Annotated in this window: 23 protein-coding genes; 10 read left to right on the top strand and 13 right to left on the bottom strand. The window is 66.5% G+C overall.

What is annotated here, in order from left to right:
• Positions 1-76: 76 nt before the first annotated feature.
• Positions 77-493 (top strand): DUF3830 family protein, encoded by a 417-nt coding sequence (locus GGC47_RS09840; protein ID WP_112761495.1) that lies wholly within the window; start codon positions 77-79, stop codon positions 491-493.
• A 154-nt stretch (positions 494-647) separates the two neighbouring features.
• On the opposite strand, the gene ybaL is transcribed toward GGC47_RS09840, so the two are convergent.
• From ybaL to GGC47_RS09825, 3 genes are all read right to left on the bottom strand, one after another.
• Complete coding sequence (gene ybaL, locus GGC47_RS09835) at positions 648-2,528, bottom strand: YbaL family putative K(+) efflux transporter (protein WP_081925197.1); 1,881 nt, start codon at positions 2,526-2,528, stop codon at positions 648-650.
• A 193-nt stretch (positions 2,529-2,721) separates the two neighbouring features.
• Complete coding sequence (locus GGC47_RS09830) at positions 2,722-3,042, bottom strand: polyhydroxyalkanoic acid system family protein (RefSeq protein ID WP_038359722.1); 321 nt, start codon at positions 3,040-3,042, stop codon at positions 2,722-2,724.
• A gap of 146 nt (positions 3,043-3,188) precedes the next feature.
• On the bottom strand, positions 3,189-3,398 hold the full coding sequence (locus GGC47_RS09825; RefSeq protein WP_038359720.1) for a hypothetical protein: 210 nt from the start codon (positions 3,396-3,398) through the stop codon (positions 3,189-3,191).
• A gap of 175 nt (positions 3,399-3,573) precedes the next feature.
• On the opposite strand from GGC47_RS09825, the gene GGC47_RS09820 reads away from it, so the two are divergent.
• Positions 3,574-4,251 carry a hypothetical protein gene (locus GGC47_RS09820; protein WP_142021981.1) on the top strand — a complete coding sequence of 226 codons (678 nt, stop codon included), beginning with the start codon at positions 3,574-3,576 and terminating at the stop codon, positions 4,249-4,251.
• A 103-nt stretch (positions 4,252-4,354) separates the two neighbouring features.
• Here GGC47_RS09820 and GGC47_RS09815 read toward each other — a convergent pair whose 3' ends face one another.
• Positions 4,355-4,654: a hypothetical protein gene (locus GGC47_RS09815; RefSeq protein ID WP_038359716.1), complete on the bottom strand. Its 300-nt coding sequence runs from the start codon at positions 4,652-4,654 to the stop codon at positions 4,355-4,357.
• Positions 4,655-4,935: 281 nt separating this feature from the next.
• On the opposite strand from GGC47_RS09815, the gene GGC47_RS09810 reads away from it, so the two are divergent.
• Positions 4,936-5,250 (top strand): DUF4156 domain-containing protein, encoded by a 315-nt coding sequence (locus GGC47_RS09810; protein WP_113254514.1) that lies wholly within the window; start codon positions 4,936-4,938, stop codon positions 5,248-5,250.
• 165 nt (positions 5,251-5,415) lie between these two features.
• On the opposite strand, the gene iolB is transcribed toward GGC47_RS09810, so the two are convergent.
• From iolB to GGC47_RS09770, 8 genes are all read right to left on the bottom strand, one after another.
• Positions 5,416-6,213 (bottom strand): 5-deoxy-glucuronate isomerase, encoded by a 798-nt coding sequence (gene iolB, locus GGC47_RS09805; RefSeq protein ID WP_142021979.1) that lies wholly within the window; start codon positions 6,211-6,213, stop codon positions 5,416-5,418.
• A gap of 153 nt (positions 6,214-6,366) precedes the next feature.
• On the bottom strand, positions 6,367-7,251 hold the full coding sequence (iolE, locus tag GGC47_RS09800; protein ID WP_142021978.1) for a myo-inosose-2 dehydratase: 885 nt from the start codon (positions 7,249-7,251) through the stop codon (positions 6,367-6,369).
• A gap of 32 nt (positions 7,252-7,283) precedes the next feature.
• A complete protein-coding gene (gene iolD / locus GGC47_RS09795) occupies positions 7,284-9,134 on the bottom strand; it encodes a 3D-(3,5/4)-trihydroxycyclohexane-1,2-dione acylhydrolase (decyclizing) (protein ID WP_370954656.1) in 1,851 nt (616 codons plus the stop codon).
• 72 nt (positions 9,135-9,206) lie between these two features.
• Entirely contained in the window at positions 9,207-11,141 is a 1,935-nt protein-coding gene (locus GGC47_RS09790) for a bifunctional 5-dehydro-2-deoxygluconokinase/5-dehydro-2-deoxyphosphogluconate aldolase (protein WP_429067871.1), read from the bottom strand.
• Positions 11,142-11,238: 97 nt separating this feature from the next.
• Complete coding sequence (locus GGC47_RS09785; protein WP_429067869.1) at positions 11,239-12,114, bottom strand: MurR/RpiR family transcriptional regulator; 876 nt, start codon at positions 12,112-12,114, stop codon at positions 11,239-11,241.
• A gap of 228 nt (positions 12,115-12,342) precedes the next feature.
• On the bottom strand, positions 12,343-13,146 hold the full coding sequence (locus GGC47_RS09780; protein WP_429067866.1) for an SDR family NAD(P)-dependent oxidoreductase: 804 nt from the start codon (positions 13,144-13,146) through the stop codon (positions 12,343-12,345).
• Positions 13,147-13,304: 158 nt separating this feature from the next.
• Entirely contained in the window at positions 13,305-14,324 is a 1,020-nt protein-coding gene (locus GGC47_RS09775; RefSeq protein WP_429067863.1) for a TRAP transporter substrate-binding protein, read from the bottom strand.
• Between the two features lie 56 nt (positions 14,325-14,380).
• Complete coding sequence (locus GGC47_RS09770; protein WP_429067860.1) at positions 14,381-16,249, bottom strand: TRAP transporter large permease; 1,869 nt, start codon at positions 16,247-16,249, stop codon at positions 14,381-14,383.
• 335 nt (positions 16,250-16,584) lie between these two features.
• Between GGC47_RS09770 and GGC47_RS09765 the strand changes: the two genes are divergently transcribed.
• Genes GGC47_RS09765 through GGC47_RS09755 form a run of 3 tightly spaced genes read left to right on the top strand, consistent with a single transcriptional unit; the run spans position 16,585 to position 19,951 of the window.
• Positions 16,585-17,472: an IclR family transcriptional regulator gene (locus GGC47_RS09765; protein WP_429067857.1), complete on the top strand. Its 888-nt coding sequence runs from the start codon at positions 16,585-16,587 to the stop codon at positions 17,470-17,472.
• Entirely contained in the window at positions 17,469-19,103 is a 1,635-nt protein-coding gene (locus GGC47_RS09760; RefSeq protein ID WP_429067854.1) for an acyl-CoA synthetase, read from the top strand. Before GGC47_RS09765 ends, GGC47_RS09760 begins: the two co-directional genes overlap by 4 nt.
• Positions 19,100-19,951: a PCC domain-containing protein gene (locus GGC47_RS09755; RefSeq protein WP_142021970.1), complete on the top strand. Its 852-nt coding sequence runs from the start codon at positions 19,100-19,102 to the stop codon at positions 19,949-19,951. The genes GGC47_RS09760 and GGC47_RS09755 overlap by 4 nt, the downstream gene beginning before the upstream one ends.
• A 200-nt stretch (positions 19,952-20,151) precedes the next feature.
• Here the strand turns inward: GGC47_RS09755 and GGC47_RS09750 are convergent, their stop codons facing one another.
• Positions 20,152-21,777, bottom strand: coding sequence for an acyl-CoA synthetase (locus tag GGC47_RS09750; RefSeq protein WP_142021969.1), 1,626 nt, complete (start codon positions 21,775-21,777; stop codon positions 20,152-20,154).
• Between the two features lie 174 nt (positions 21,778-21,951).
• On the opposite strand from GGC47_RS09750, the gene GGC47_RS09745 reads away from it, so the two are divergent.
• Genes GGC47_RS09745 through pepT form a run of 4 tightly spaced genes read left to right on the top strand, consistent with a single transcriptional unit; the run spans position 21,952 to position 24,738 of the window.
• Positions 21,952-22,212, top strand: coding sequence for an AbrB/MazE/SpoVT family DNA-binding domain-containing protein (locus GGC47_RS09745; RefSeq protein ID WP_113254502.1), 261 nt, complete (start codon positions 21,952-21,954; stop codon positions 22,210-22,212).
• Positions 22,209-22,604: a type II toxin-antitoxin system death-on-curing family toxin gene (locus GGC47_RS09740; RefSeq protein WP_142021968.1), complete on the top strand. Its 396-nt coding sequence runs from the start codon at positions 22,209-22,211 to the stop codon at positions 22,602-22,604. Before GGC47_RS09745 ends, GGC47_RS09740 begins: the two co-directional genes overlap by 4 nt.
• Positions 22,601-23,488 (top strand): beta-keto acid cleavage family enzyme, encoded by an 888-nt coding sequence (locus GGC47_RS09735; RefSeq protein ID WP_142021967.1) that lies wholly within the window; start codon positions 22,601-22,603, stop codon positions 23,486-23,488. Before GGC47_RS09740 ends, GGC47_RS09735 begins: the two co-directional genes overlap by 4 nt.
• A 20-nt stretch (positions 23,489-23,508) precedes the next feature.
• A complete protein-coding gene (gene pepT, locus GGC47_RS09730) occupies positions 23,509-24,738 on the top strand; it encodes a peptidase T (RefSeq protein WP_142021966.1) in 1,230 nt (409 codons plus the stop codon).
• Positions 24,739-24,781: the final 43 nt, after the last annotated feature.

Here is a 24,781-nt window from a genome sequence, read left to right as displayed (position 1 = left end):
CCACCGCTTGCGCCAGACTGGCCCGCAATGCCATTCACCGGAACCTCAGGCTCCCTTTCAGAGAGACGATCATCCCATGCAGAAACTGGTCATCACCGCCGGCCCGTACACCTTCGGCGGAAAGTTCGAGCTCGAGGCGGCCCCGAAGACCTGCGCCGCCTTCCTGCGGCATCTGCCCTTCGTCAGCAAGATCGTCCATGTCCGCTGGAGCGGCGAGGGCGTGTGGATGCCGCTCGGCGATCTCGACTTCGGCGTCGGCTACGAGAACAACACCAGCTATCCCGCGCCGGGGCACATCATCCTCTATCCGGGCGGCGTCAGCGAGACCGAGATCCTGCTCGCCTATGGCGGCGTGCAGTTCGCCAGCAAGGCGGGCCAGCTCTCCGGCAACCACTTCATCACCCTGACCGAGGGGCTGGAGAACCTCTACGCGCTCGGCCGCAAGACGCTCTACGAAGGCGCACACGACATCCGCTTCGAACTCGTCGGCTGAGGGCGGTCAGGCCGCCATCGCGGCGGCGGTCGCCGGCTCGCTGTCGAGCCTCACCGTCATCCCGGGCTTGACCCGGGATCCATGCCGGAGCGCTTCCGGTCGGGGTTCAGGCATGGATCCCGGCCCTCCGCTTCGCTGCGGCCGGGATGACGCTTCAAGCCGCCGTCGAGGTATCCGCCGGCGGTGGCAATTCCGCCCTGGTGTTCGGCTTCTCCCGCATGGCGGGAGCGTCGGCCGGAGGGGCGACATCGGGTCGGGCCTGCGCGTCCGCCGCAGCCTCGCCGTCGCCGCTTCGGGGCGCGCCCGTGGCGGCGTTCAGATTGCCGCACAGCGAGAGCATGGCGCGTGCGATCTCGGCCTCGCCCATGATGGTCAGCGTCGCGCCGCATTTCGTCAGATGCTCGACCTCCGCGTCCGAATGGGCGCGGGCGACGATCGGCAGGGTGGTGTTTTCCGTGCGCGCCTGCTGGCAGACCTGCCCGGCCTCGAAGCTGCCGGGGATGGCGACGAAGAGCCGCGTGGCACGGCCGACCGCGGCGGCCGCGAGCACCTCGGGGTCGGCCGCGTTGCCGATGAGAAGCTCGGCGCCGTCGCGCTTCGCCGTCGCGATGGCGTCCGGGTTGTCCTCGATCACCAGGAGCTTGGCGCCTTGCGCCAGCAGCCCCGCGCCGAGCAGGCTGCCGACGCGGCCATAGCCGACCACCACGATATGGTTCGACAGGCTCGTCGGGATGACGTCGCGCTCCGGTTCCACGGCCGGCGCAGGCTGGGCGGCGGGCGCCGCGGCATCGGCCTCGGGCGCGTCGGCCGCGGGCTTGGGCTTGGCGCCGGTGTCGGCACCAAGCCGGTCGATCAGCGCGAACATCAGCGGGTTGAGCAGGATCGACAGGATCGCGCCGGCGAGGATCAGGTCGCGCCCCTGCGACGGCAGGATGCCGAGGCTGGCGGCGAGGCCGGCGAGGATGAAGGAGAATTCGCCGATCTGCGCCAGCGAGGCCGAGATCGTCAGCGCCACCGCGTTCGAGCGGCCAAAGGCGCGCACGATCAGCCAGGCTGCGACCGATTTGCCGATCAGGATGATGGCGAGCGTTCCGAGCAGCGCCCACGGCGCCCGCAGCAGGATGCCAGGGTCGAACAGCATGCCGACCGAGACGAAGAACAGCACCGCGAAGGCGTCCCGCAGCGGCAGCGTCTCCTCGGCGGCGCGCTGGGAGAGCGGCGATTCCGAGAGGATCATGCCGGCGAAGAAGGCGCCGAGTGCGAAGGAGACGCCGAACAGCGTCGCCGACAGGAAGGCGACGCCGAGCGCGACCGCCAGCACGGCGAGCCGGAACAGCTCGCGGGAGCCGGTATGGGCGACCCAGTGCAGCACCCAGGGAATGACCCTGCGCCCGACGATGAGCATGAAGGCGATGAAGGCGGCGACCTTGGCGACGGTGACGCCGAGTACGCCCCACAGGCCGAGATCGAACTGTGCCGAGAGCGGGGAGGGGCCGCCGGACTGTCCGCCGTTGATCGCACTGGCGACGGCGGGGATCGCGACCAGCGCCAGCACCATCGCGAGATCCTCGACGATCAGCCAGCCGACGGCGATCCTGCCCTTTTCCGTCTGCACCAGCCGGCGCTCCTGCAGCGCGCGCAGCAGCACCACGGTGCTGGCGACCGAGAGCGCGAGGCCGAAGACGAGGCCGGCAACCCAGTTCCAGCCGAGCAGCAGGCCGAGGCCAAGCCCGAGCAGGGTCGCGACCGCGATCTGGGCGATGGCGCCGGGAACGGCGATGGTTTTGACCGACAGCAGATCCTTCAGCGAGAAATGCAGGCCGACGCCGAACATCAGCAGGATCACGCCGATCTCAGCCAGTTCGTTGGCCAGGTTCTGGTCGGCGACGAAGCCCGGCGTGAACGGGCCGGCAGCGACGCCGGCGAGCAGATATCCCACCAGCGGGGAAATGCGCAGTTTCTGGGCGATGGCCCCGAAGACGAAAGCAAGGCCGAGGCCCGCGACAATGATGGCGATCAGCGGGCCGTGATGCATGTCTCTCCCGAAATCCGAACGTAAAAATCAAGCCTGTGGAATGATTTCGAGGATGGGGATTTGCGGCGGCGATTTCAACCGAAAGACGTAGAACCTTTTTGCGTGGGCGGCAGTTTTTTTGGGCGCGGGTCAAAGCGTTCGCCGCGGCGGGAGAGGCCGGCGCGATGCGGGCGGGCGGCGGGGCCGGCCTGGCTCAGGCCCTTGGCTTCTCCAGCAGGATCTGTCCCTGCTTCTCGACGCCGATCTTCAGCTTCTCGGCGAAGACGGCGAGCATCCAGGGCAGCGTCACTTCGACGCGCACCAGGGCGTCCTCGACATCCAGCCGCCCATGGACGGTATGACCGAGCGCCGCGACGCCGAAATACAGGCTGTCGCCTTCCCAGCGCTCCTCGACGAGCTGCATCTTGACCATGCCGAGCCGGTCACGGATGCGGTCGATGCCGCCCCGCAGGCGATCCAGCGCAGCTGCGCGGCCGAGATCATGCGAGATGGTGATCGAGACAGGCTTCGCCATGGCATTCCGGAAGAGGTTTCGGTTCACGGGGCTTGCCTGCACATGGCAACGGCGCTGGAGGATGTCCAGCGCCGGTGCAGCGATCGGCAGGTTTCCGGGCCCGCGCTTCAGATCCGCGCCAGCCCGTCCGAGGCCAAAGAGGCGGATCAGCTCCGCTCGCTCAGCCGCTTCTGACCTGTTTCGGTGACACGCCAGATCGAGCCGTCGGACTTGACCAGGCCGCGGCCTTCCAGAGCGTGAAGCATGGTTTCATCGAAGATGAAATGCCGGGTTTCTTCCTCGATGCTCTCGAGCGCGATCCATTCGGGATCCGAGAGGATGGAGGGATGCGCGATCTGGAGGTGCTGAACGTGCATAAGCGTCTCCTTCTCGTTTGATGCCCCTGTTGCAGGCTCAGATCGCATCCAATCTTGACGCGGTGATGGCCGAAACATCCTGCATCGATGACGGTGCGTTTTTCTGCCTCGGGCGGAACCCATCTTCCGATCGCCGGTTCACCTCGTAACCCTGTCCAGAAACGGAGTGTTCCCGATGGCGATGACCAACAGCTTCCCGCCCGATGTGCCGAAGGATGCGGAGGAGATGCGCGAGGAGGCGGGTGCCACCGTGCGCAGCCTGCGCAGCAAGGCGAGCGAGATGGCCGACAAGGCCGGCGAGGTGGTCAAGGACCATTACACCCGCGCGAAAGAGGCCGTGACCGATGCCGTCAGCGAGGCCGATCCGATGGAGACGGCCCGCCAGGGTGGGCAGGCCGTGGCCGGCGCTGTCGGGCGGCACCCGCTGGCGGCTTTTGGGCTCGGTGCGCTGAGCGTCGGGCTGATCGCCTGGGCTGCCCTGCGCAGCCGTGAGCCTGCTTCGCGCTGGGAACGCTACCAGCCGGATTACGGACGCTGGCGTAGCTGGCTGCAAGACCAGGGATCGGAAGCGGCCGATGCCGGGAACCAGGTGTTGCGGGCCGGCGGCAAATGGCTGCGCTCCCAGCGGGGCCAGGTCGACGACTATGCCGACCAGGCCAGCGACTATGCGGCGCGGGCACGCGGCTATGCCGATCTCGGCGGGCGCATGCTGGCGAAGCGGGCCGAACGCGAGCCGGTGGCGGCGCTGATCGGCCTGGGGCTTGCCGTTTATGTGATCGGTTCGCTGTTGGCGTCTGCCTCGGCCAGCGAACCGGCCACGGCTCCGGCGCGCAAGCGGGCCGCGCGGCGCTGACGTTTTCCGATAGGCCACAAAAAAGTCCTGCGACGCCGAGCGCCGCAGGACCTGGATATCCTGGAAGAAGGAGGTGCCTTCCGAAAGAAGGCGCCTCGCTATCTCACCACCAGTAGCCACGGCGGCCGTAATAACCACGGCCGTAGTAAGCGCGGTTGTCGGCGGCAACGAGGGCGCCGCCGATGACGCCGGCGGCCACGCCGGCCGCAACCGCATTGCCGGTCTCGTTCGAGGCCCGGCGATTCTCGACATAGTTCGCCGAACGGCACTGCTGGTAGGCGCGGGTGCCGGGGCGGAAGCCCTGGGACTCGCAGGTGACTTCGGCGTCGGCCATCGATTCCTGCGCGGTCTGGCAACCGGCGAGAAGAGCGGCCATCGCACCAACGATCAAAATGCTACGCATTATTTATTCCTTTTCAGCCTCCCATTGGCCTGCTGGAGACTTAAGAGCAGCCGCGTTGGCAGGTCAAGAATGGGCATCGTGTTTGAGTGAAGTTCGCACGGCTGTTTTGTGACAATAGTGTCGTATCCGGTTCTTGGCGGGAGGTGGCGAAGGTCTTCCGCTTTGGAGACTTGCAACCGTCAGCCGCCGGAGCATTTCCCGATTGGCGTCGGGCTTGCTTTTGTGTCAAAGCGGCGGATCATGCGTTCGATACCTCCGAGAGAGACCATCCGGCCGTGACGATGAAGCCGCGTTTCCTGATCCTTCTGCCCGTGCTTCTGCTCGGCGCCTGCGCCTACCAGACCTCGCGCACCAGCATCGTGGTGGTCACCAACACGCAGGGCGTGATCGAGAACTGCCAGAAGCTCGGCGAGATCGACGGCGATTCGGGTTTCGGTTCGGTCGTGCCGCTCGACAAGATGCGCGAGCTGACGCTGAACCGGCTGAAGATTCGCGGCGCCGATATGGGCGGCACGCATGTCTTCTCCGACGTCGCCGACATCAAATGGTCGGGCGGCAAGACGACCGGCACCGTCTACAAGTGCAATCCGGGCTAGGGTTTCGCCTCCGGCTGCTACGGCGACGATGCTTTGACGCTTCATTCCTCTCGCTTCCCGCCGATCGCTGGGTGACAGCCCGGATCAAAGCGGCAAAGCGGAACGAAGCCGTCCTTTATTCGAAGGACCGGTGCGGCGAGCGGAGAATCGCGCCGCGAGGCGGGCTCATCCCTTCAGCAGCCATTCGTGCTCGGCCGCGTTGTGGAATTTCCAGCTCCGCTTCGGGCCGGCCATCACGTTGAGATAGTAGAGGTCGTAGCCGTGGCAGGTCGCGCAGGGGTGATAGCCCTTGGGCACCAGCACGACGTCGCCGTCCTCGATCGCCATGGCCTCGTCCAGGCTGCGGTCGTCGGTATAGACGCGCTGGAAGCCGAAGCCCTGCGGCGGGTTGAGGCGGTGGTAGTAGGTCTCTTCCAGATAGGTTTCGCGCGGCAGGTCGTCCTGGTCGTGCTTGTGCGGCGGATAGCTCGAGGTGTTGCCGGCGGGGGTGATGACCTCGACGACGAGCAGCGAATCGGCCGGTTCGGTCTCTGGCAGGATATTGGTGACGTGGCGGGTGTTGGAGCCCTTGCCACGGACCTCCTGACCGAGCTCGTCGGGGCGGATGACGCGCACGGGAAGTCCGCCGCCGAGACCCGGTGCCGTGCAGATGGCGAGTTCCAGATCGGTGGTGGCGGTGACGGACCAGGCGGAGCCTTCCGGGAGATAGACCGACCAGGGCTTGCCCTCGAAGGGGCTCATGCGCTGGCCGAGTTCGCCGAGGCTCTGGCCGCCGGCCGTGGCTTCGCCCTTGCCGGTGACGAAGACGAGGCAGGTCTCGCGGTCGCCGGTCTGCGCCGAAACGGTCTCGCCCGGCTTCAGGCGATGCAGGTCGAAGCCGACATAGGTCCAGCCGGCGCTTTCCGGCGTGACATGGGTGACGCGGCCATGGCTGCCGTTGGGCTTGACCTTGAGACGGGACATCGGTGCTTCCTCAAGCAGTCAGATTCAATCAGGGGCGTCATTCCGGGCGCAGCGCAGCGGAGGCCCGGAATCCATCGTAAAGCGCATCGACCTCCGGTGGATTCCAGATCGGCGCCGCTTTCGCGGCTTGTCCGGAATGACCGTGGAGGATGTTCAGGCCAGCCCGGCTTCCTTGATGAAGCGCACCAGATTGGCATGCCCCAGCTTGGCATAGGCCGCGGGCTCGGCCTTTTTCGGGTCCTGCTCGGCCTCGACCACGATCCAGCCGGAATAGCCCTGCAGTTCCCTGAGCACGCGGACATAGTCGATCAGCCCGTCACCCGGCACGGTGTAGACGCCGGCGAGCACGGATTCGAGGAAGGACCAGTCCTCGCGATTCGAGCGCCACATCACGGCTTCGCGGATGTCCTTGCAGTGAACATGGTGGATGCGCGCCTTCCAGTGGCGGGCGATGCGGGCGGGATCGCCACCGCCCCAGGTCGCGTGGCCGGTGTCGAGCAGGAGGCCGACAACCGGGCCGGTGACGCCCATGAAGCGGTCGATCTCGGCCTCGGTCTGCACGACCGTGCCCATATGGTGGTGGTAGACGAGCTGGAGGCCGTATTCCGCCTTCACCGCCTCGGCGAAGTTGGTGTAGCGCGCGCCGAACTCGTCCCAGCGCGTCTTCGGCAGGACGGGCCTGGCCGAGAGCGGCTTGGCGATGTCGGAATGGATCGCGTTCGAGGTCTCGGCCGCGATCAGGACCGCGCAGCCCATGTCGCGCAGCAGCGTCGCATGGGCCTTCACGGCCGCCATCTCGGCGGCGACGTCGCGGACGAGCAGTTCGGTCGAATACCAGCCGGAGACGAGCGCATGGCCGTGAGCATCGAGGATGGGCTTCAGCTTGGCCGCCTCGCGCGGGAACTTGTTGCCGAGCTCCATGCCGGTGAAGCCGGCTTCGCGCGCCTCCTTCAGGCAGGTTTCGAGCGGAATGTCGCCGCCGATCTCCAGCATGTCGTCATTCGACCAGCCGATGGGGTTCGCGCCGATGCGGATCATGTCAGGGGTCTTTCTCGCCTAGGGAAACGGCTTCAATTGCCGATGTTCTGGTGTTTGCGCAGCTTCTCATAACTCGCCCGCGCCGCGCGGACCTGCTCGCGCTCGCTGACCTCAGGCACCGCGACATCCCACCAGGCGCCGCCGGCCCCCGTCGAGATCAGCGGGTCGGTGTCGATGACGACGACGGTCGTGCGGGTGTTGGCCTTGGCCTGCGCCAGCGCGGCTTCGAGCTCGGCGATGGAGGCCGCCTTCACCGCGATCGCGCCCATGCTGGCGGCGTGGGCGACGAAGTCGATCTCCGGCAGGGTCTCGTGCCGGGCGTCCTTGAGCAGGTTGTTGAAACTCTGGCCGCCGGTCGCGTTCTGCAGGCGGTTGATGCAGCCGAAGCCCCGATTGTCGAGCAGGACGATGGTGAGCTTGAGGCCCAGCATCACCGAGGTCGCGATCTCGGAATTGAGCATCAGGTAGGAGCCGTCGCCGACCATGACGACGACCTCTTCGTCGGGCCGCGCCATCTTGGCGCCGAGCCCGCCTGCAATCTCGTAGCCCATGCAGGAGAAGCCGTATTCGGCATGGTAGGAGCCGGGGGCGCCGGCCTGCCATAGCTTGTGCAATTCGCCGGGCAGGCCGCCTGCTGCATGGAGCAGGATGACGTCGGAGCCCAGCGTGCGCTGGACCGCGCCGATGACCTGGGCATCCGAGGGCAGGGCGGCGTTGCTGGCGCCGGTCGCCTGATCTGCTTCCTTCCGCCACTCGGCCTTGCCGGACTTGGCATTGTTGGTCCAGCTCTCCGGCGCTTTCCAGCTGCCGATGGCATCGGCCAGCTCGGCCAGGCCCTCGCGGGCGTCGGCAACCAGCGGCAAGGCACAGTGCTTGCCGGCATCGAAGGGCTGGACGTTGAGGCCGATGATCGTCTTTCCGGGAGCGCCGAACAGCGCCCAGGAGCCGGTGGTGAAGTCCTGCAGGCGCGAACCGACCGCGAGGATCAAGTCGGCTTCCGCCGCGAGACGATTCGCGGCCGCGGTGCCGGTCACGCCGACGGCCGCCATGTTCAATGGATGATTGTCCGGTAGGGAGGACTTGCCCCCTTGCGTCTCGCAGACCGGAATGCCGGTCGCGGCGGAGAAGCGGGCCAATTCGTCACTCGCGCCGGAATAGAGCACGCCGCCGCCGGCGACGATCAGGGGCTTCTTGGCGGCTTTCAACGCCTCGGCAGCGGCTTTCAGTTCGTCACGGTCGGCGCGCGGACGGCGCGGCGTCCAGAGACGCTCGTCGAAGAAACTCTCTGGGTAATCGTAAGCTTCGGCCTGCACGTCCTGGCAGAGCGCGAGGGTGACGGGTCCGCATTCGGCCGGATCGGTCAGCACCTGCATGGCCCGGGTCAGCGCCGGGATGATCTGCTCGGGCCGAGTGATGCGGTCGAAATAGCGCGAGACGGGCTTGAAGCAGTCATTCGCCGAGATCGTACCATCGCCGAAAGCTTCGACCTGCTGCAGGACGGGATCGGGAATGCGATTGGCGAAGACGTCGCCCGGCAGCAGCAGCACCGGCAGTCGGTTGACATGAGCGAGCGCCGCAGCCGTGACGAGGTTGGTCGCGCCGGGGCCGATCGAGGTGGTCGCAGCCATGAAGCGGCGGCGCATGTGCGCCTTGGCATAGGCGATGGCCGCATGGGCCATGGCCTGCTCGTTATGGGCGCGGAAGGTCGGCAGGCGTTCGCGCTCGTGCCAGAGCGCTTCGCCGAGCCCCGCGACATTACCATGTCCGAAGATCGCCCAGACGCCGCCGAAGATCGGCAGGCGCTCTCCGTCGATCTCGGTCATCTGCGCAGCGAGGAAGCGCGTCAGCGCCTGCGCCATGGTGAGGCGGACGGTGCTCATGATCTGTCTCCGGTCGGGAGTCTTTTTAGCATCGGCTTGGTCCGAAAACCGGTTCCCACTTTTCGGGCCGATGCGCTAGGCCGCCTTGCGGCCGCGCGTGGCAAGCCAGAGGCCGGTCAGCGCCTCGAAACGCCCCGCCATGTCCGCGATGGCCGCTTCGTCGTCGAGCTTGCCCGAAAGCCAGCCTTCCGCCGCATTCATGAAGATGGTGCGGCCCACGGCGAAGCCCTTGACGATCGGAGTGCCGGCCGTGGCGGCGAAGCCGGCCTCCAGCTCCTCGGCGGGAGCATCGAGTCCGAGCAGCAGCACGCCGCGGCACCAGGGATCGTGCCTCGCAATCGTCTTCTCGATCGCGGTCCAGGCGGCGGGGGAGGATTGCGGCTCGAGCTTCCACCAGTCGGGCTTGATGCCCAGCGCGTAGAGCTCTTCCAGCGCGCGGGCGACGGTGTCGGATCCGAGCGGGCCGTTCTTGCCGGCGATGATCTCGACCAGCAATTCGCGGCCGACCTTGCGCGCCGCCTCGAACAGCCCGCGCAGCTTCTCCTGCTGCTCGCGCTTCAGCTCGGGTGCATCGTCGGGATGGTAGAAGCACAGGCATTTGATGCAGTGATCGACCGGCCATTCCGGCAGGAGCGAACCGATATCCTGGCTCGTCTCGAAGCGCAGCGGGCGCGAGCCCGGCAGTTCGACCGGGCGGCCGAGCCAGGAGAAGGGGTGGCGGGCGAATTCGAACAGCGCTTCGCGGCCATGCTTCTCGTCGAGCAGCATGCCATAGCCGGGGCGGCCATCGGCGACGCGGGCCGCGGCCTTGACCGCCAGAACCTTGAAGTCGCGGATGCGGGCCGGGTCGGCACCGAGCTTGTCGGCGAGCTCTTCCAGTTGGGAGCGATGGTCGCAGGCAAATGCCATCAGCGAGGGGATGTCGCGCCGGCGTGTCGTCGCCCAGTGGATGTGGTTGATGTCCTCATCCTTGCGGAGCGCGCGATGCGGGCTGCCGTTCTTCAGAAAATATTGAAGCTCCTCGAAGGTCGGAATCTCCGGCGCGCAGAGCAGGCGCGAAACGGCGAAGGCGCCGCAGGCATTGGCCCAGGTCGCGGCGGTGGCGAGGCTTTCGCCGCCGAGCCAGCCGCGCAGGAAGCCGGACATGAAGGCGTCGCCGGCACCGAGGACATTGTAGACCTCGATCGGAAAGCCCTTGCCGACGATGCCGTCCTCCAGATCCTCCGAGATCGCCCCCTCATAGACGATGCAGCCCATCGGGCCGCGCTTGAGCACGATCGTCGCCGGGGTCAGCGAGCGGATCGTCTTCAGCGCCGGCAGCAGTTCGCTCTCGCCGGAGGCGATCAGCACCTCCTCCTCCGTGCCGACGATCAGGTCGCAGCCGGGCAGGACCGTCTTCATCCGCTCGGAGACGGCCTGCGAGGCGATATAGCGGTTGTCGCCGGCATCGTGCCCGGCGAGGCCCCAGAGATTGGGGCGGTAGTCGATGTCGAGCACGACCTTGCCGCCGTTCTCGCGCATCAGCCGCATCGCCTTGCGCTGGGCGGCCTCTGGCTTGGCCTGAGCGAAATGCGTGCCGGTGACGACGACGGCGCGGGCGCGCGCGATGAAGGCGGGGTCGATATCGCCTTCCTCCAGCGCGATGTCGGCGCAGTTGTCGCGGTAGAACAGCAGCGGGAAGGATTTGTCGCTCTCGACCGAGAGGATGGCCAGCGCGGTCAGCCGCTCGGGGTCGGTCTTGAGGCCGTCGAGATTGACGCCCTCGCGAGCGAGCTGTTCGCGCAGGAAGCGGCCGAACTGCTCGTTGCCGACGCGGGTGAGCAGGGCGGAGCGCAGGCCGAGCCGCGCCGTGCCGATGGCGATGTTGGCCGGGCAGCCGCCGACCGACTTGGCGAAGGAGGTGATATCCTCCAGCCGCGAGCCGATCTGCTGGCCGTAGAGATCGACCGAGGCGCGGCCGATGGTGATGACGTCGAGCGCCTGCGCCGATCCGCTGAGCGGTCCCGTCATATGCTCCTCCCGGCTGCGATGCTTCTCAGGCCGAACGGCCCTGGCTGCCGGCATGAAATAATAATTCCATTATTTCGTCAATGCGGAATGGATATTCCTATGCTTTTCCGGGCTGGCTGCGGCGGCGGCTCCTGCCGCGGCCGTCGCGGCGCGCCTCGCCGATGCCGACGGTCAGCGCCATCGCCAGCGCCATGGTCGAGGCCAGCGTCCGGAAGCCGCCGAAATCGGCTTCCGCGACCTCGAACCAGAGCTGCGCGAAGCTCGCGAGCGGCGAGAAGGCGCTGTCGGTGATGGCGACGAGCGGCACGCCGCGCTCGGCAAGGCCGCGGGCATCCTCGACGGTGGCCGGCGCGTAGGGCGAGAAGCTGACGACGAGCACGGCGTCTTTCGGCGTGGCGAAGGCGATCATCTCGGGGTCGAGCCCGGCCGCCGATTCGACGAGCTGGTAGCGCACGCCGAGCTTGCCGAGCGCATAGGCGAGATAGCTCGCGACGGGGTAGGAGCGACGGCGGGCGAGGATGTAGATCGTCTCGGCGCCGGCCAGCAATTCGATCGCCCGGTCGAGCGTCCCCTCGTCGAGGCTGCGGCTCATCACATCCAGCGATTTGCGCGAGGCGGTGAGGAAACCGTCGAGAATGTGATGGTTGCCGGCCGGGCCTTCGCCACTCCGCAAGGTGCTGAGGCGTTCCTCATAGCTGGAATTGCGCTCGCGCAGGCGCTCGCGGAAGACGCCCTGCAGGCTGGTGAAGCCGTCGAAGCCGAGATGCTGGGCGAAGCGAATCAGCGTCGAGGGCTGGACACCGGCGGAAACGGCGATGCTGGCCGCGGTGCCGAAAGCGATTTCGTCGGGATTGTCGAGCGCATAGGCGGCGATCTGCGCGATGCGTTTGGGCAAACTCTCACGCTGGGCGAGGATCAGTGTGCGCAGGCCGTCGAAATCACGCGGCAGTTCCGTCGTCGCCATATCGCTCATGCGTCGTTCGTGCTCGCGGCGGATTCTCTATGCGCGACAGTTCTGGCAGCGATGACGAAATGGAGCAAGCGTTCCAATGGGGGAATGAACGGTCGATGGGGAGAGGGGGAACGTCATGCTCGGGCCTGACCTGAGCAGCTCTTGCCGGGGCGGTTCCTGCGCCTCTTCCTGCCAGAGATTCTCGGGTCTCCGCTCCGCTTCGCCCGAGAATGACGCGAATGCTCTTGTTCAACCCAGCGGAGCGGTGGCGCAGCTCTGGCCGCCATCGACCGGCAGGCAGACGCCCGTGATGAATTTCGCCTCGTCCGAAGCCAGGAAGATTGCGGCGTTGGCGATGTCCCAGGCGGTGCCCATCTGGCCGAGCGGCACCAGCGCATTGCGGGCGGCGACCATCTCCTCGACGGAAGCGTATTGCGCGGATATCTGCTTGTAGATCAGCGGCGTGTCGATCAGGCCTGGCATGATGCAGTTCGCGCGGATGTTCTGCCTTGCATACTGCATCGCGAGCGCGACCGTCGCCTGGTTCACCGCCGCCTTGGTCGCGTAGTAGGCGAAGTACGGATAGCCGGTCCAACGGATGGCGGCGAGCGAGGAGATGTTGACGATGGCGCCGCCGCCACTCTTCAGCATCTCAGGGATCGCGGCCTTAGCGCAGCGATAGACCGAGCCGAGATTGAGCTGGAGCGAGGCCTCGAACTGATCCTCCGAAAGCTCGACCGGGCCGCCCATATGGGTGACGCCGACATTGTTGTGGAGGATGTCGATGCGGCCGAAATGGCTCACGGTCTCGGCGACGCAGGCCTCGACCGAAGCGAGATTCGTGACGTCGGCCGCAAGCGCCAGAGCCTTGCCGCCTTCGCCGGCGATGATCGCGGCGGTTTCCTCGGCGGCCTCGCGATTGAGGTCGATGCAGGCGACGCCGGCGCCCTCGCGGGCATAGGCTACGGCCGCGGCCTTGCCGTTGCCCCAGCCGGGCCCGGAGGATCCTGCGCCGAAGACGATGGCGATCTTGCCCTTCAGCCGGTCGGCCATGATGATCAGTCTCTCGCTATCGGAAATATCCGCGGGTCATCCCGGACAAGCGGCGAAGCCGCGCCGATCCGGGATCCATGCCTGAACTCTTCCGGCATGGATCCCGGGTCTCCGCTTCGCTCCGCCCGGGATGACCCGCGTGTGGTGGCTGGCGCCGATCAGCTCAGCGAGCTGCCGACGGCCTTCTCCAGGATCGCCCAGGCCTCATCGCCGTATTTCTTCTTCCACTCGGCGTAGAAGCCGGCCTTGCGCAGCGCGTCGCGGAAGGCTTCGGCCTTGGTCTCGTTGATCGCCATGCCCTTGGAGGCGAGCTCGCCCTGCAGGCCGGCATTGAGCTTGGCGACGTCGTCGCGCTCCAGCAGCGCGGCGGCGTTGATGTTCTTGGCGACGATGGCGCGCAGGTCTTCCGGCAGCTTCTCCCAGGCGCGACGGTTCGCCAGGAACCAGAAGCCGTCCCACATATGGTTGGTCAGCGAGAGGTACTTCTGCACCTCGAACAGCTTCGCGGTCGAGATGATCGCGAGCGGGTTCTCCTGGCCGTCGACGATCTTGGTCTGCAGCGCGGTGTAGACCTCGGCGAAGTTGATCGAGGCCGGGGCCGACTGGAAGGCGGTGAACATCGAGGTCCAGAGTGGCGAGACCGGCACGCGGATCTTGAAGCCCTTGAGGTCGTCAGGCGTGGCGACCGGGCCCTTGGACGAGGTGATCTGGCGGAAGCCGTTGTCCCAGATCTTGTCCATGACGACGAGATTGGCCTTGTTGATCTGGCCGCGGACATAGGCGCCGAGCTCGCCGTCCATCGCCTTCCAGACGGCGTCATAGTTCGGGAAGGCGAAGCCGATGCCGGAGAGCGAGGCGTTGGCGACCAGTGTCGAGAGGATCAGCGGCGAGAGCGTGAAGAACTCGACGCCGCCCGAGCGGACCTGGCTCAGCATGTCCGTGTCGGAGCCGAGCTGGTTGTTCGGGAAGATCTGGATGTCGACGCGGCCCTTGGTCTCTTCCTTGATCTTGGCCACAGCCTCGTTGGCGCGCATGTTCATCGGGTGCGCGACGGGCAGGTTGTTGGCGTATTTATAGGTGAACTCGGCGGCCTGGGCGTTGGCGCGGCCGATATGGAAGGTGCCGATGGCAGAGGCGGCGGCTGTCGCCTGGAGCAGGGTACGGCGCGAGATGGTCATGGGCGTTTTCTCCTTGAGAGCGTCTGTTGTTTGTTTCTTGTGGTTGGCAATGAGCTTCACAGCACCCAGGTCGAGAGGCCGGGGACGAGGGCGATGACGACGAGGCCGACGAGCAGGGCGATGAGATAGGGCCAGATCGCGCCCATCGCCTCGTCCGGCGAGACGTTGCCGATCTTGCAGGCGATGTAGAAGCCGATGCCGATCGGCGGCGCCATCAGGCCGATATTCATCGCGGTGACCACGACCATCGCATAATGCACGTCGTTGATGCCGAGGCTCTTGGCGATCGGGAACATCAGGGGCGCCAGCAGCACGATCGCCGGCAGGCCTTCCAGCACGCAGCCGAGGATCATGAAGACGACGATCGACACCGCCATGAAGCCGAGCCAGCCGCCGGGCAGATGCGCCATGAAGCTGGCGAGGTCGCGGGCGAAGCCGGTCTGGGTCAAGGCCCAGGCCATGGCGAGCGCCGTGCCGAGGATCATCAGGATGGCGCCCGAGAGCGCCGCCGTCTCGACCAGCATCTGGTAGAACTTGCGCGGGCTGATGCCGCCATAGAGCACGATGCCGATGACCAGGGCATAGAGCACGGCGATGGTCGAGACCTCGGTCGCGGTGGCGACGCCACCCCCGACCGCGGCACGGATGATGAAGGGCAGGACCAGCGCGGGAGCGGCGACGAGCGCGACCTTGCCGATCACCGCGAGCGGGGCGCGGCGCACGCCCTTCATATCCTCCGCCGCCGCCTTCCAGCGGGCGAGACCGGCAAGCGCCACCAGCAGCACGCCGGCGATGACGAAGCCGGCGTTGAACAGGCCCGCGATCGAGACGCCGGCGACGGAGCCGAGCACGATCAGCACGATCGAGGGCGGTACGGTGTCGGCCATCGCGGCGCCGGTGGAGAGCAGCGCGATCAGGTCCTTGGGCTTGTAGCCACGCCGCTTCATCTCCGGGAACAGCGCGGGCGCGACCGTCGCCATGTCCGAGACCTTTGAGCCCGAAATCCCCGAGACGAGATAGAGCGAGCCGAGCAGCACATAGGACATGCCAGCGCGGACATGGCCGAGCAGCGAGGCCAGGAAATCGACGATCGCCTTGCCCATGCCGGTGGCGTCGAGGATGCAGCCGAGCAGGACGAAGATCGGCACGGAGAGCAGGATGAGGCTCGACATGCCCTCGTCCATGCGTCCGATCATCACGAGCATCGGGACGTTGGTCGAGAAGGCGAGGAAGGCGAGCGTGCCCAGCCCGAAGCAGAAGGCGATCGGCACGCCCGCGACGAGGCAGGCGGCGACGACGCCGATCAGGAAGATCAGGATGTTGTAGTAGCCGAGGCCCTTGAGCGTCGGCCCGAGCAGCCAGAAGGCGAGGCCGAAGCCGCCGATGATTGCGGCCGCAGCGGCGATGTCGACGAGGCGCGCGGTCTTGAAGAGATAGCGCAGGGTCAACAGCCCCATCAGCGCGATGCCGACGGCGATGGCCGAGACGCGCCAGCTCACGGGGATGTTGAGCGCGGCCGAGGTGACGTAGCTTTCCTCCACCGCATATTCGATGGCCGGGTCGACCATCGCGGCGAGGAAGGCGGCGACGGCGGTCAGCGCCAGCGTCTCGACGAATTCGCGCAGGCGCGGCGGCATCATGCCGACGAAGAGCGTCAGGCGCAGATGTTCGTTGCGGTCGACGGCGATGGCGGCGCCGAGCATGGCGAGCCAGATGAAGGCGATCGAGGCGACCTCGTCGACCCAGACAAATGGCAGCGCGAAGACATAGCGCGAGACGACGCCGAGCAGCAGCACGCCGATGATGAAGGCAACCAGCGCGGCGGCGACCGCCTCGACCGGCCGCATGATGGCGGAGCCCGGACGCGCATCCGCGTTCTCGCTCAGGTTCTCGGGGATCGTCAGGGTATCGGCGATATCGCTCATGCGCCGGCCTCAGATGCCGGTCGCAAGATCGTCGCGCGTCCTACCGGACGCGACGTGACGATCTAGCCTTTTGCTTTGGCATCGGATTCTCCCGAAAAGCGCGTTCCGCTTTTCGGTCCGATGCTCAAGGCGCAATCCGCCCGTGATGCAGGATGCCCAAAGGGCCATCATTCCGTTCCTCCCTTCGCGCCGATCTTGTGTGTCGCCGGCGTCGATTGTGGTCCACACTGTGAATAGCCAGGCAGCGGGACGGCCGGCAGATTACACGAGGGGTGCGGCATTGCAATCCGCAAAGCGCCCATCTAGGGTTGGGATACAAGAATAAGGTCCATATCATGGACTATCTGGAGGAGCGCTTGCCGCAGAATTCCGCGCCCGAAGCCGGCCTGTCCGGCTCGCAGAGCGTCGACCGGGCGCTTGGGCTGCTCTCGCTGATCGGGCGGGAGCCGGCCGAAGGCCTGCCGCTCGGCGAGATCGTCGCCGGAAGCGGGCTCAACAAGCCGACGACGCGGCGCCTGCTGCTGGCCTTGATGCGCGCAGGCCTGGTCGAGCAGGAGCCGCAGACGCGGCGCTATTGCCTCGGCGAAGAGGCCTTCGTGCTGGGTGTTCTGGCGGCGCGGCGCCACGGCCTGCTCGAAATCGCGATGGACGGCCTGCGCCGGTTGTCGGCGGAGACGCAGGACACGAGCTTCCTGACCGTCCGGCGCGAGAATTACGCGATCTGCCTGCATCGGGAGGAAGGGACGTACCCGGTGCGGACCCATGCCTTGCAGGCGGGCGACCAGCATCCGCTCGGGGTCGGCGCCGGTTCGCTCGCGATGCTGGCGGCCCTGCCCAACGACGATGTGGACCGGGTGATCGCGGCCAACGAAGCGGCGCTGCTGGCGCGCTATCCCGGCTTTGCCCCGGATGCGATGCGGGCCGATATCGCGGAGACCCGGGAGCGCGGCTTCTCGCTCAATCCCGGCCGGCTCGTCGCCAGCTCCTGGGGGATCGGCCGAGCCTTTCGCTATCCGGATGGGCGGGTCGCGGGCGCCCTCTCCATCGCCGCGATCGACAGCCGCATGACGCCGGGCCGGCAGGCGGAGCTTGCCGTGCCGCTGGCGCGCGAGGCGGAGCGCATGGAAGCGCTCCTGGCTGAAATGTTCGTATCCAAGCGGGCCGGCAGGCCCATGGCGGCCGCTATGCCGCGATCCATCGAGACAGGGAGAGCCGTACGATGAGCTCTGCAACAGCCGCCCCGACCGGGGGCGTCGTGCCGATGACCCGGCGCGTGATGAACCTCGCCCATATCGCGACGCAGAATGCGCGTCGCCTGTCCGCGCATCCGGCTTTCATCTGGGGCGAGAAGACGCTCGACTGGGCCGAGATCGATGCGCAGGTCTCGGCGCTTGCCGCGGGTTTGAAGGCGCGCGGCATCGGCAAGGGCGACCGCCTGCTCGTCCATTCCAAGAACTGCGATGCGATGTTCGTCTCGATGTTCGCGACCTTCCGGCTCGGCGCCGTCTGGGTGCCCACCAATTTCCGCCTGCTGCCGGACGAGGTCGCCTATCTCGCGACGGCCTCCGGCGCGAAAGGCTTCCTCTGTCATGGCGACTTCCCGGAACATGCGGCGGCTGTCGCGGCTGCGAGCCCGTCGCCGGAATTCACCTGGCGGATCGGCGAGGGGGCTTTCGGCGAGAATGAGGTCGGCGCCGTGATCGCGCGCCATCGCGGCGAAAGGGTCGAGAATGTCGCGGTCGAGCATGACGATCCCTGCTGGTTCTTCTTCACCTCCGGCACGACCGGGCGCTCCAAGGCGGCCGTGCTGACCCATGGCCAGATGGGCTTCGTCATCACCAACCATCTCTGCGACCTTGTGCCGGGCTCGACCGAAAAAGACGCGTCGCTGGTGGTGGCGCCGCTCTCGCATGGCGCGGGTGTGCACCAGCTCATGATCTCGGCACGCGGCGCGACCTCGATCCTGCTGCCGACCGAGCGCTTCGATATCGACGAGGCCTACCGCCTGATCGCGAAGCACCGGATCAGCAACATCTTCACCGTGCCGACGATCCTGAAGATGCTGGTCGAGCATCCGGCCGTGGACCAGCACGATCATTCCAGCCTGCGCTACATCATCTATGCGGGCGCGCCGATGTATCGCGAGGACCAGAAGGCGGCGCTCAGGAAGCTCGGCAAGGTGATCGTGCAGTATTTCGGGCTGGGCGAGGTGACCGGCAACATCACCGTGCTGCCGCCGGCGCTGCATGAGGCCGAGGACGGGCCGAATGCCCGCATCGGCACCTGCGGCTTCGAGCGCACGGGCATGCAGGTGCAGATCCAGGACGAGGACGGCCGGGAGGTCGAGGCCGGCGTGCAGGGCGAGATCTGCGTGATCGGCCCGGCCGTCTTCGCCGGCTATTACGACAATCCGGAAGCCAATGCGAAATCCTTCCGCAATGGCTGGTTCCGCACCGGCGACCTCGGCCATATGGACGAACAGGGCTTCGTCTACATCACCGGCCGGGCCTCGGACATGTACATCTCCGGCGGCTCGAACATCTATCCGCGGGAGATCGAGGAGAAGATCCTGACCCATCCGGCGATCGCCGAAGTCGCCGTGCTGGGCGTGCCCGATCCGGTCTGGGGCGAGATCGGCATCGCGGTCTGCGTCAACCGCCCCGGCCAGAATGCGACGGAAGGCGAGATCGCGGATTTCCTTGGGCCCAAGATCGCCCGCTACAAGATGCCGAAGCGCTTCCTGTTCTGGGAGGCCCTGCCGAAATCGGGCTATGGCAAGGTGCCGAAGCGCCTCGTCAAGGACGAGCTGGAGAAGCGCGGGGAGCTCGACTTTCTGAAGGGGAAGGCGTCGTGAGGCGGGTCGAGCAGCCCGGCACCGGAACTCCCGAACGCATCCAGTGGGTGGAATGCGGCGGGCGCGCCTTCTCGCTGACGCTGCCGGCTGGCGTGCCGTTGCTGGAGGCGGTGAGGAGCGGTTTCGCGGCCGAGGGCTTCACCTCGGGCGTGGTGAAGCTCGACGGACTGAAGCTTGCACCCTTCGCCTATGTGATGCCGGCTTTATCGAAGACGCCGGAGCATGCCGCCTTCTATAGCGAGACCTTCCGGCTGGAGGGCGGGGCGCGCATCGAGGTCGGCGCGATGACCTTCGGCCAGCGCGACGGGGCGCCGTTCTTCCATGCGCATGCCTTGTGGGTGGAAGGAGACGGCAAGCGCAGCGGCGGGCATATCCTCCCGGACGAGACGACCGTGGCCGAGACGATCACGCTGCAGGCGGTCGGACTCGATGGTGCGGCTTTCACGGCTGAGCCGGATGGCGAGACGCATTTCAAGCTGTTCGGACCGGTGGCGGCTGCGGCAGGTGGCGCCGGGGATGGACGCTTCTTCGCGTTGCGCGTGAAGCCGAATGTCGATTTCTGCGGAGCTCTGGAGACGTTCTGTGCGGAGCGCGGGGTTCGCGAGGCCGCGATCCATGGCGGGGTCGGCTCGACCATTGGCGCGCGGTTGACGGATGGTGGGGTGGTCGAGAATTTCGCGACGGAGGTCGCCATCACCGATGGTCGGATCGCTCCGGGCGTGGGGGGCTTCGAAGCAGCAATCGATGTCGCGCTGGTCGACTATAGCGGCGCGCTGGCGAGCGGGCGGTTGGTTCGGGGCGACAACCCGGTGCTGATGACCTTCGAGCTGGTGCTGGAGGCGCGCTGACGGCTCTTCAGAACCAGCGGGAAAGCCTCTCCCGGAGGGAGAGGGCAGGGTGAGGGGTAGGCCGCTCACCGTGTTTGCCGTGAGGTGGTCGCTGCGTAGCGGTGAGGTCGCAGTTCACTGCTCCAGGGGCCTACACCTCACCCCTGCACTCTCCTTACAGGAGAGGGGTTCCCGCGCTCTTCCGGCTCGTTGTCAGCCCTTCAACCGCCCTGCTGCTTCTCGATTTCGCGATTCCGCAGATCCTTGCGCATGATCTTGCCCGTCGCGGTCAGCGGCAGTTCCGTTACGAACTCGACCTCGCGCGGATATTGATAGGCGGCCAGCCGGTCACGCACGAAGGCCTGGATTTCAGTCGCCAGTTCCGCCGTCGGCGCCACATCCGGCTTCGGCAGGACGAAGGCCTTGACGATCTCGGTGCGGACGGGATCGGGCACGCCGACGACGGCGACCATCAGCACGGCGGGATGGCGGATGATGCAGTCCTCGATATCGCCGGGACCGATGCGATAGGAGCCCGAGGAGATGATGTCGTCGTCGCGGCCCTGGAACCAGAAATAGCCGTCCTCGTCGCGCGCACCGCTATCGCCGGTGACAAGCCAGTCGCCGATGAATTTCGCCGCCGTGGCCTCGGGCTGGTTCCAGTATTCCAGCATCATCACCGGATCGGGTCGTGCCACCGCGATCAGCCCCTGCTCGCCATCAGGCAATTGCTGGCCTTCCGGCGATATCACCGCGACGCGATGGCCAGGCACGGCGCGGCCCATCGAGCCAGGCTTCACGGGGTAGAGGCTCGCGCAGTTGGCGACGAGCAGGTTCGCTTCGGTCTGGCCGTAGAATTCGTTGACCGGGAAGCCGAAGGTCTCGCGGCTCCAGTCGAGCATGTCGGCGCCGAGCGTCTCGCCACCGGTGCCGATCGAGCGCATGGCATAGCCGAAGCGTCGGGGATCGCGGACCTGCCGCATCAGCTTCAGCGCCGTCGGCGGCAGGAAGGCGTTGCGGACCTTGTGCCTGTTCATCAGCGCGAAGGCGGCCTCGGGATCGAATTTGCGGGCACGCGATGCCAGCACCGGCACGCCGCAATAGAGGCTCGGCAGGAGCACGTCGAGCAGGCCGCCGATCCAGGCCCAGTCAGCTGGCGTCCAGAACAGGTCGCCCGGCTGCGGGAAGAATTCCTGCGGCAATTGCACGCCCGGCAGATGGCCGAGCAGGACGCGATGGGCATGCAGCGCGCCCTTCGGCTTACCCGTCGTGCCGGAGGTGTAGATGATCACGGCCGGGTCGTCGGCGCGCGTATCGGCTGGGGTGAAGCGGTCTGAGGCCTTCGCCATCTCCGCCTCGAAATCGAGATGGCCGGCGCCGCCGACGACGAAGATCTTGCGCAGATTCGGCAATGCGTCGCGGATCGCCTCGACCTTGCCGATATTCTCCGCGTCGGTGACGAGCACGCTGGCGCCGCTATGGCCGAGGCGATGCTCCAGCGCCTCGGGCCCGAACAGGATGAAGAGCGGCAGCGCGATGGCGCCCAGCTTATAGGCGCCGAGATGGGCGATCGCGGTCTGCGGCGATTGCGGCAGGAGGATGCCGACGCGTTCGCCCGGCCCGATGCCGTGAGCGCTCAACAGGTTGGCGAAGCGGTTCGAGGCGCGGGCGAGATCGTCGAAGGAGAGCGTCGCGAGTTTTCCGCCTTCCTCCTCGAAGATCAGTGCCGGTTTGCCGGTGCCGTCGGCATGGGCGTCCGAGCAGGCCGTGCCGATGTTGAAGCGCTCGGGCACACGCCAAGCGAAACGGCGCAGCGTGTCTTCATAGGTGGTGCCGCGTTCGAGCATGTCGGGCCTCGGCGTTCTGGCAGAGACTCGATTAGGCGTGCGACGCGGTGAACTGGCAAGCTGCGGACAGGCTCATCGGATTTTGGGAGAAGGGCACCCTGCTCTGAAATCGTGAAAGGGTCGCGGCGATACTCATTTTATGTTATACGTTCTGTATAACAGGAGGGCGGGGTCATGAGCGAACTGAAAAAGGTCGAGGAGACCGAGGCGACGGTGCTGCAGATCCGCAAGATCGGCAATTCGCTCGGGCTGATCCTGCCCAAGGATCTGTTGGCGCAACTCGGTTTCAGCGAGGGAGACAAGCTCGAGCTCGTTCGGCAGCCGGAGGGAGCGCTCAAGCTGCAGCGGCATGAGGATTTGCATGCCCGTGGCATGGCGATCGCCCGCAAGTCGTTCAAGAAATATGCCGCCACTTATCGCGAGCTCGCCAAGTGAGCGAGCCGCTCTGGGTGAGTGTCGAGCTCGCTCTCGATATCCATGCGGAGCAACTCGCCATCTTCGGAGGGCCGGAAGGCGTCCGTGATCGCGGCCTGCTCGAATCGGCCTTGGCCCGTGCCCCGAACAGGTTCTCCTATGGCGAAACCAGCCTCGCAGCGCTGGCGGCAGCTTACGCTTTCGGTATCACCCGGAACCATCCGTTCGTTGATGGCAACAAGCGTGCAGCCTTCGCCTGCATGTTCGTTTTCCTGGGCCTCAACGGCATCGATTTCGACGTCGAGCCAGCAATGGCCGCAGCCGCCATCCTCGCACTCGCGGCCGGCGAGGTCGATGAGGAAGGCCTGACGCGCTGGATCCGCGACAATTGGCCGAAGGATATGCCGGCATGACCACCCCGATCTGGATCGAGGCTGCGATCAACGGCCCCTGGGGCAAGGAGCGCCAGCCCGGCATCCCGATCAGCATCCCCGACATCATCGCGGACGGCATCGCGGCGGTCGAGGCGGGCGCGGCGATCGTGCATCTGCATGTCTATGACGTCGAAACCGGGCGCCAGCGCGACGATTGGGAGCTCTATGCGCGGGCGATCGAGGGCATCCGCGCCAAGGTCGACGCCATCGTCTACCCGACGATCCCGATCCTCGGTTCCTCCTATGCCGGCGACATGATCAATTCCGGGCGCTACACCCATCTGGAAGAGCTGGCGAAGCGCGGCCTCGCCGAATGGGGCGTGCTCGATCCCGGCTCCTGCAACTGGACGAGTTTTGCCGGTATTCCGCAGGGCGAGGCCGGTTTCATCTACCAGAACCCCGGCGAGCATATCCGCGAGGGCATCGATGTCGCGCGGCGCAACAAGGTGCATCCGAGCTATGCGATCTACGAGCCCGGTTTCACGCGGCTCGGTGCCGCCCTGGCGCGGGCCCATCCCGACCTGCCCGTGCCGATCTACCGGCTGATGTTCTCGGATGCCTTCGCCTGGGGCTTTCCGCCGCGCGAATGGGCGCTCGAAGCGCATCTGAAGCTGCTGGCCGAAGATGCTCCTGGCGCTCCGGTGATGATCGCGGGGCTCGGCGTGGATCTGTCCGAGCTGATCGGGCCAGCGGTGGCGCGCGGCGTCCATGTTCGCGGCGGGCTGGAGGACGCGCCCTTCGGCTGCGCGAAAACGAATGCGCAGTTGATCGCGGAGACGGTCCGCCGGGTCGAGGCGGCAGGTGGTCGCGCGGCTGACGTCGACGAGGTACGAAGCAGCCTCGCCCGAGCGGGCGGAAGCTGAGAATCAGGGAATTGCGTTCGATGAGCCTGCGAGACGAGTTGCTGGAGCGGTTCTTCCGCTATGTCGCGGTCGAGAGCCAGAGCGATGGCGCGGCGACGACGCTGCCGAGCACGCCGGGCCAGCAGGAGCTGGCGGAATTGCTCGCGGGTGAACTGCGCGCGCTCGGGCTTGAGGATGTCGTTATCGACGCGCATGCGACGGTCACCGCAGTGAAGCGTGGCACGCGCCCGAACGCCCCGCGCATCGGCTTCATCGCCCATGTCGATACGGTCGATGTGGGCTTGTCGCCGGTCGTCAAGCCGCAATTGCTGCGCTTCGCGGGCGAGGATCTTCGTCTGAACGAGGCGCAGGACATCTGGCTGCGCGTGGCGGAGCATCCGGAGATCCTGCCCTGGAAGGGCCATGACGTCGTCTTCAGCGACGGCACCAGCGTGCTCGGAGCGGACAACAAGGCGGCGGTCGCGATCGTGATGACGCTGCTCGCGCGGCTTAAGGCCGAGGACGAGCATGGCGATATCCATGTCGCCTTCGTGCCCGACGAGGAGATCGGGCTGCGCGGCGCCAAGGCGCTCGATCTCGCCCGCTTCCCCTGCGATTTCGCCTATACGATCGATAGCTGCGAACTCGGCGAAGTCGTCTACGAGAACTTCAATGCCGCCGGCGCCGAGATCGTCTTCACTGGCGTCACCGCCCATCCGATGTCGGCCAAGGGCGTGCTGGTGAACCCGCTGCTGATGGCGCAGGATTTCATCGCCGCCTTCGACAGGGCGCAGACGCCCGAGAACACCGAAGGGCGCGAGGGGTATGTCTGGTTTACCGGCCTCGACGCGAATGCATCACAGGCGGTGCTCAAGGCCAATATCCGCGATTTCGACCGCGACTCCTTCGCGGCGCGCAAGCGCAGGATCGGTGAGGTCGCTGAGGATATCGCCGGCCGCTATCCGACCGGCAAGGTGACCTGGAAGGTGAGCGACACCTACGGCAATATCAGCGACAGCCTGGGCGAGGACCGCCGCTCGGTCGAGCTGCTGATGACCGCGCTGAAGGAACTCCAGATCGCGCCGAAGCTCATCCCGATGCGCGGCGGCACCGATGGCGCGGCGCTTTCGGCACGCGGGTTGCCGACGCCGAACTTCTTCACCGGCGGCCTCAATTTCCATTCGCGCTTCGAGTGCCTGCCGGTGCCGGCTTTCGAAGCCTCCTATGAGGTGGCGCGGCGGATCTGCCTGCTGGCGGGGAGGGGCACCTAGAGCATCGGACCGAAAAGCGGATTCCCCTTTTCGATCCGATGAG

This window comes from Allobosea sp. OAE752 (genome assembly GCF_050433265.1).
GTDB lineage: Bacteria > Pseudomonadota > Alphaproteobacteria > Rhizobiales > Beijerinckiaceae > Allobosea > Allobosea spartocytisi.
The sequence above is the reverse complement of the archived record's forward strand: the minus strand, read 5'-3'. Positions and strand labels throughout refer to the sequence as shown.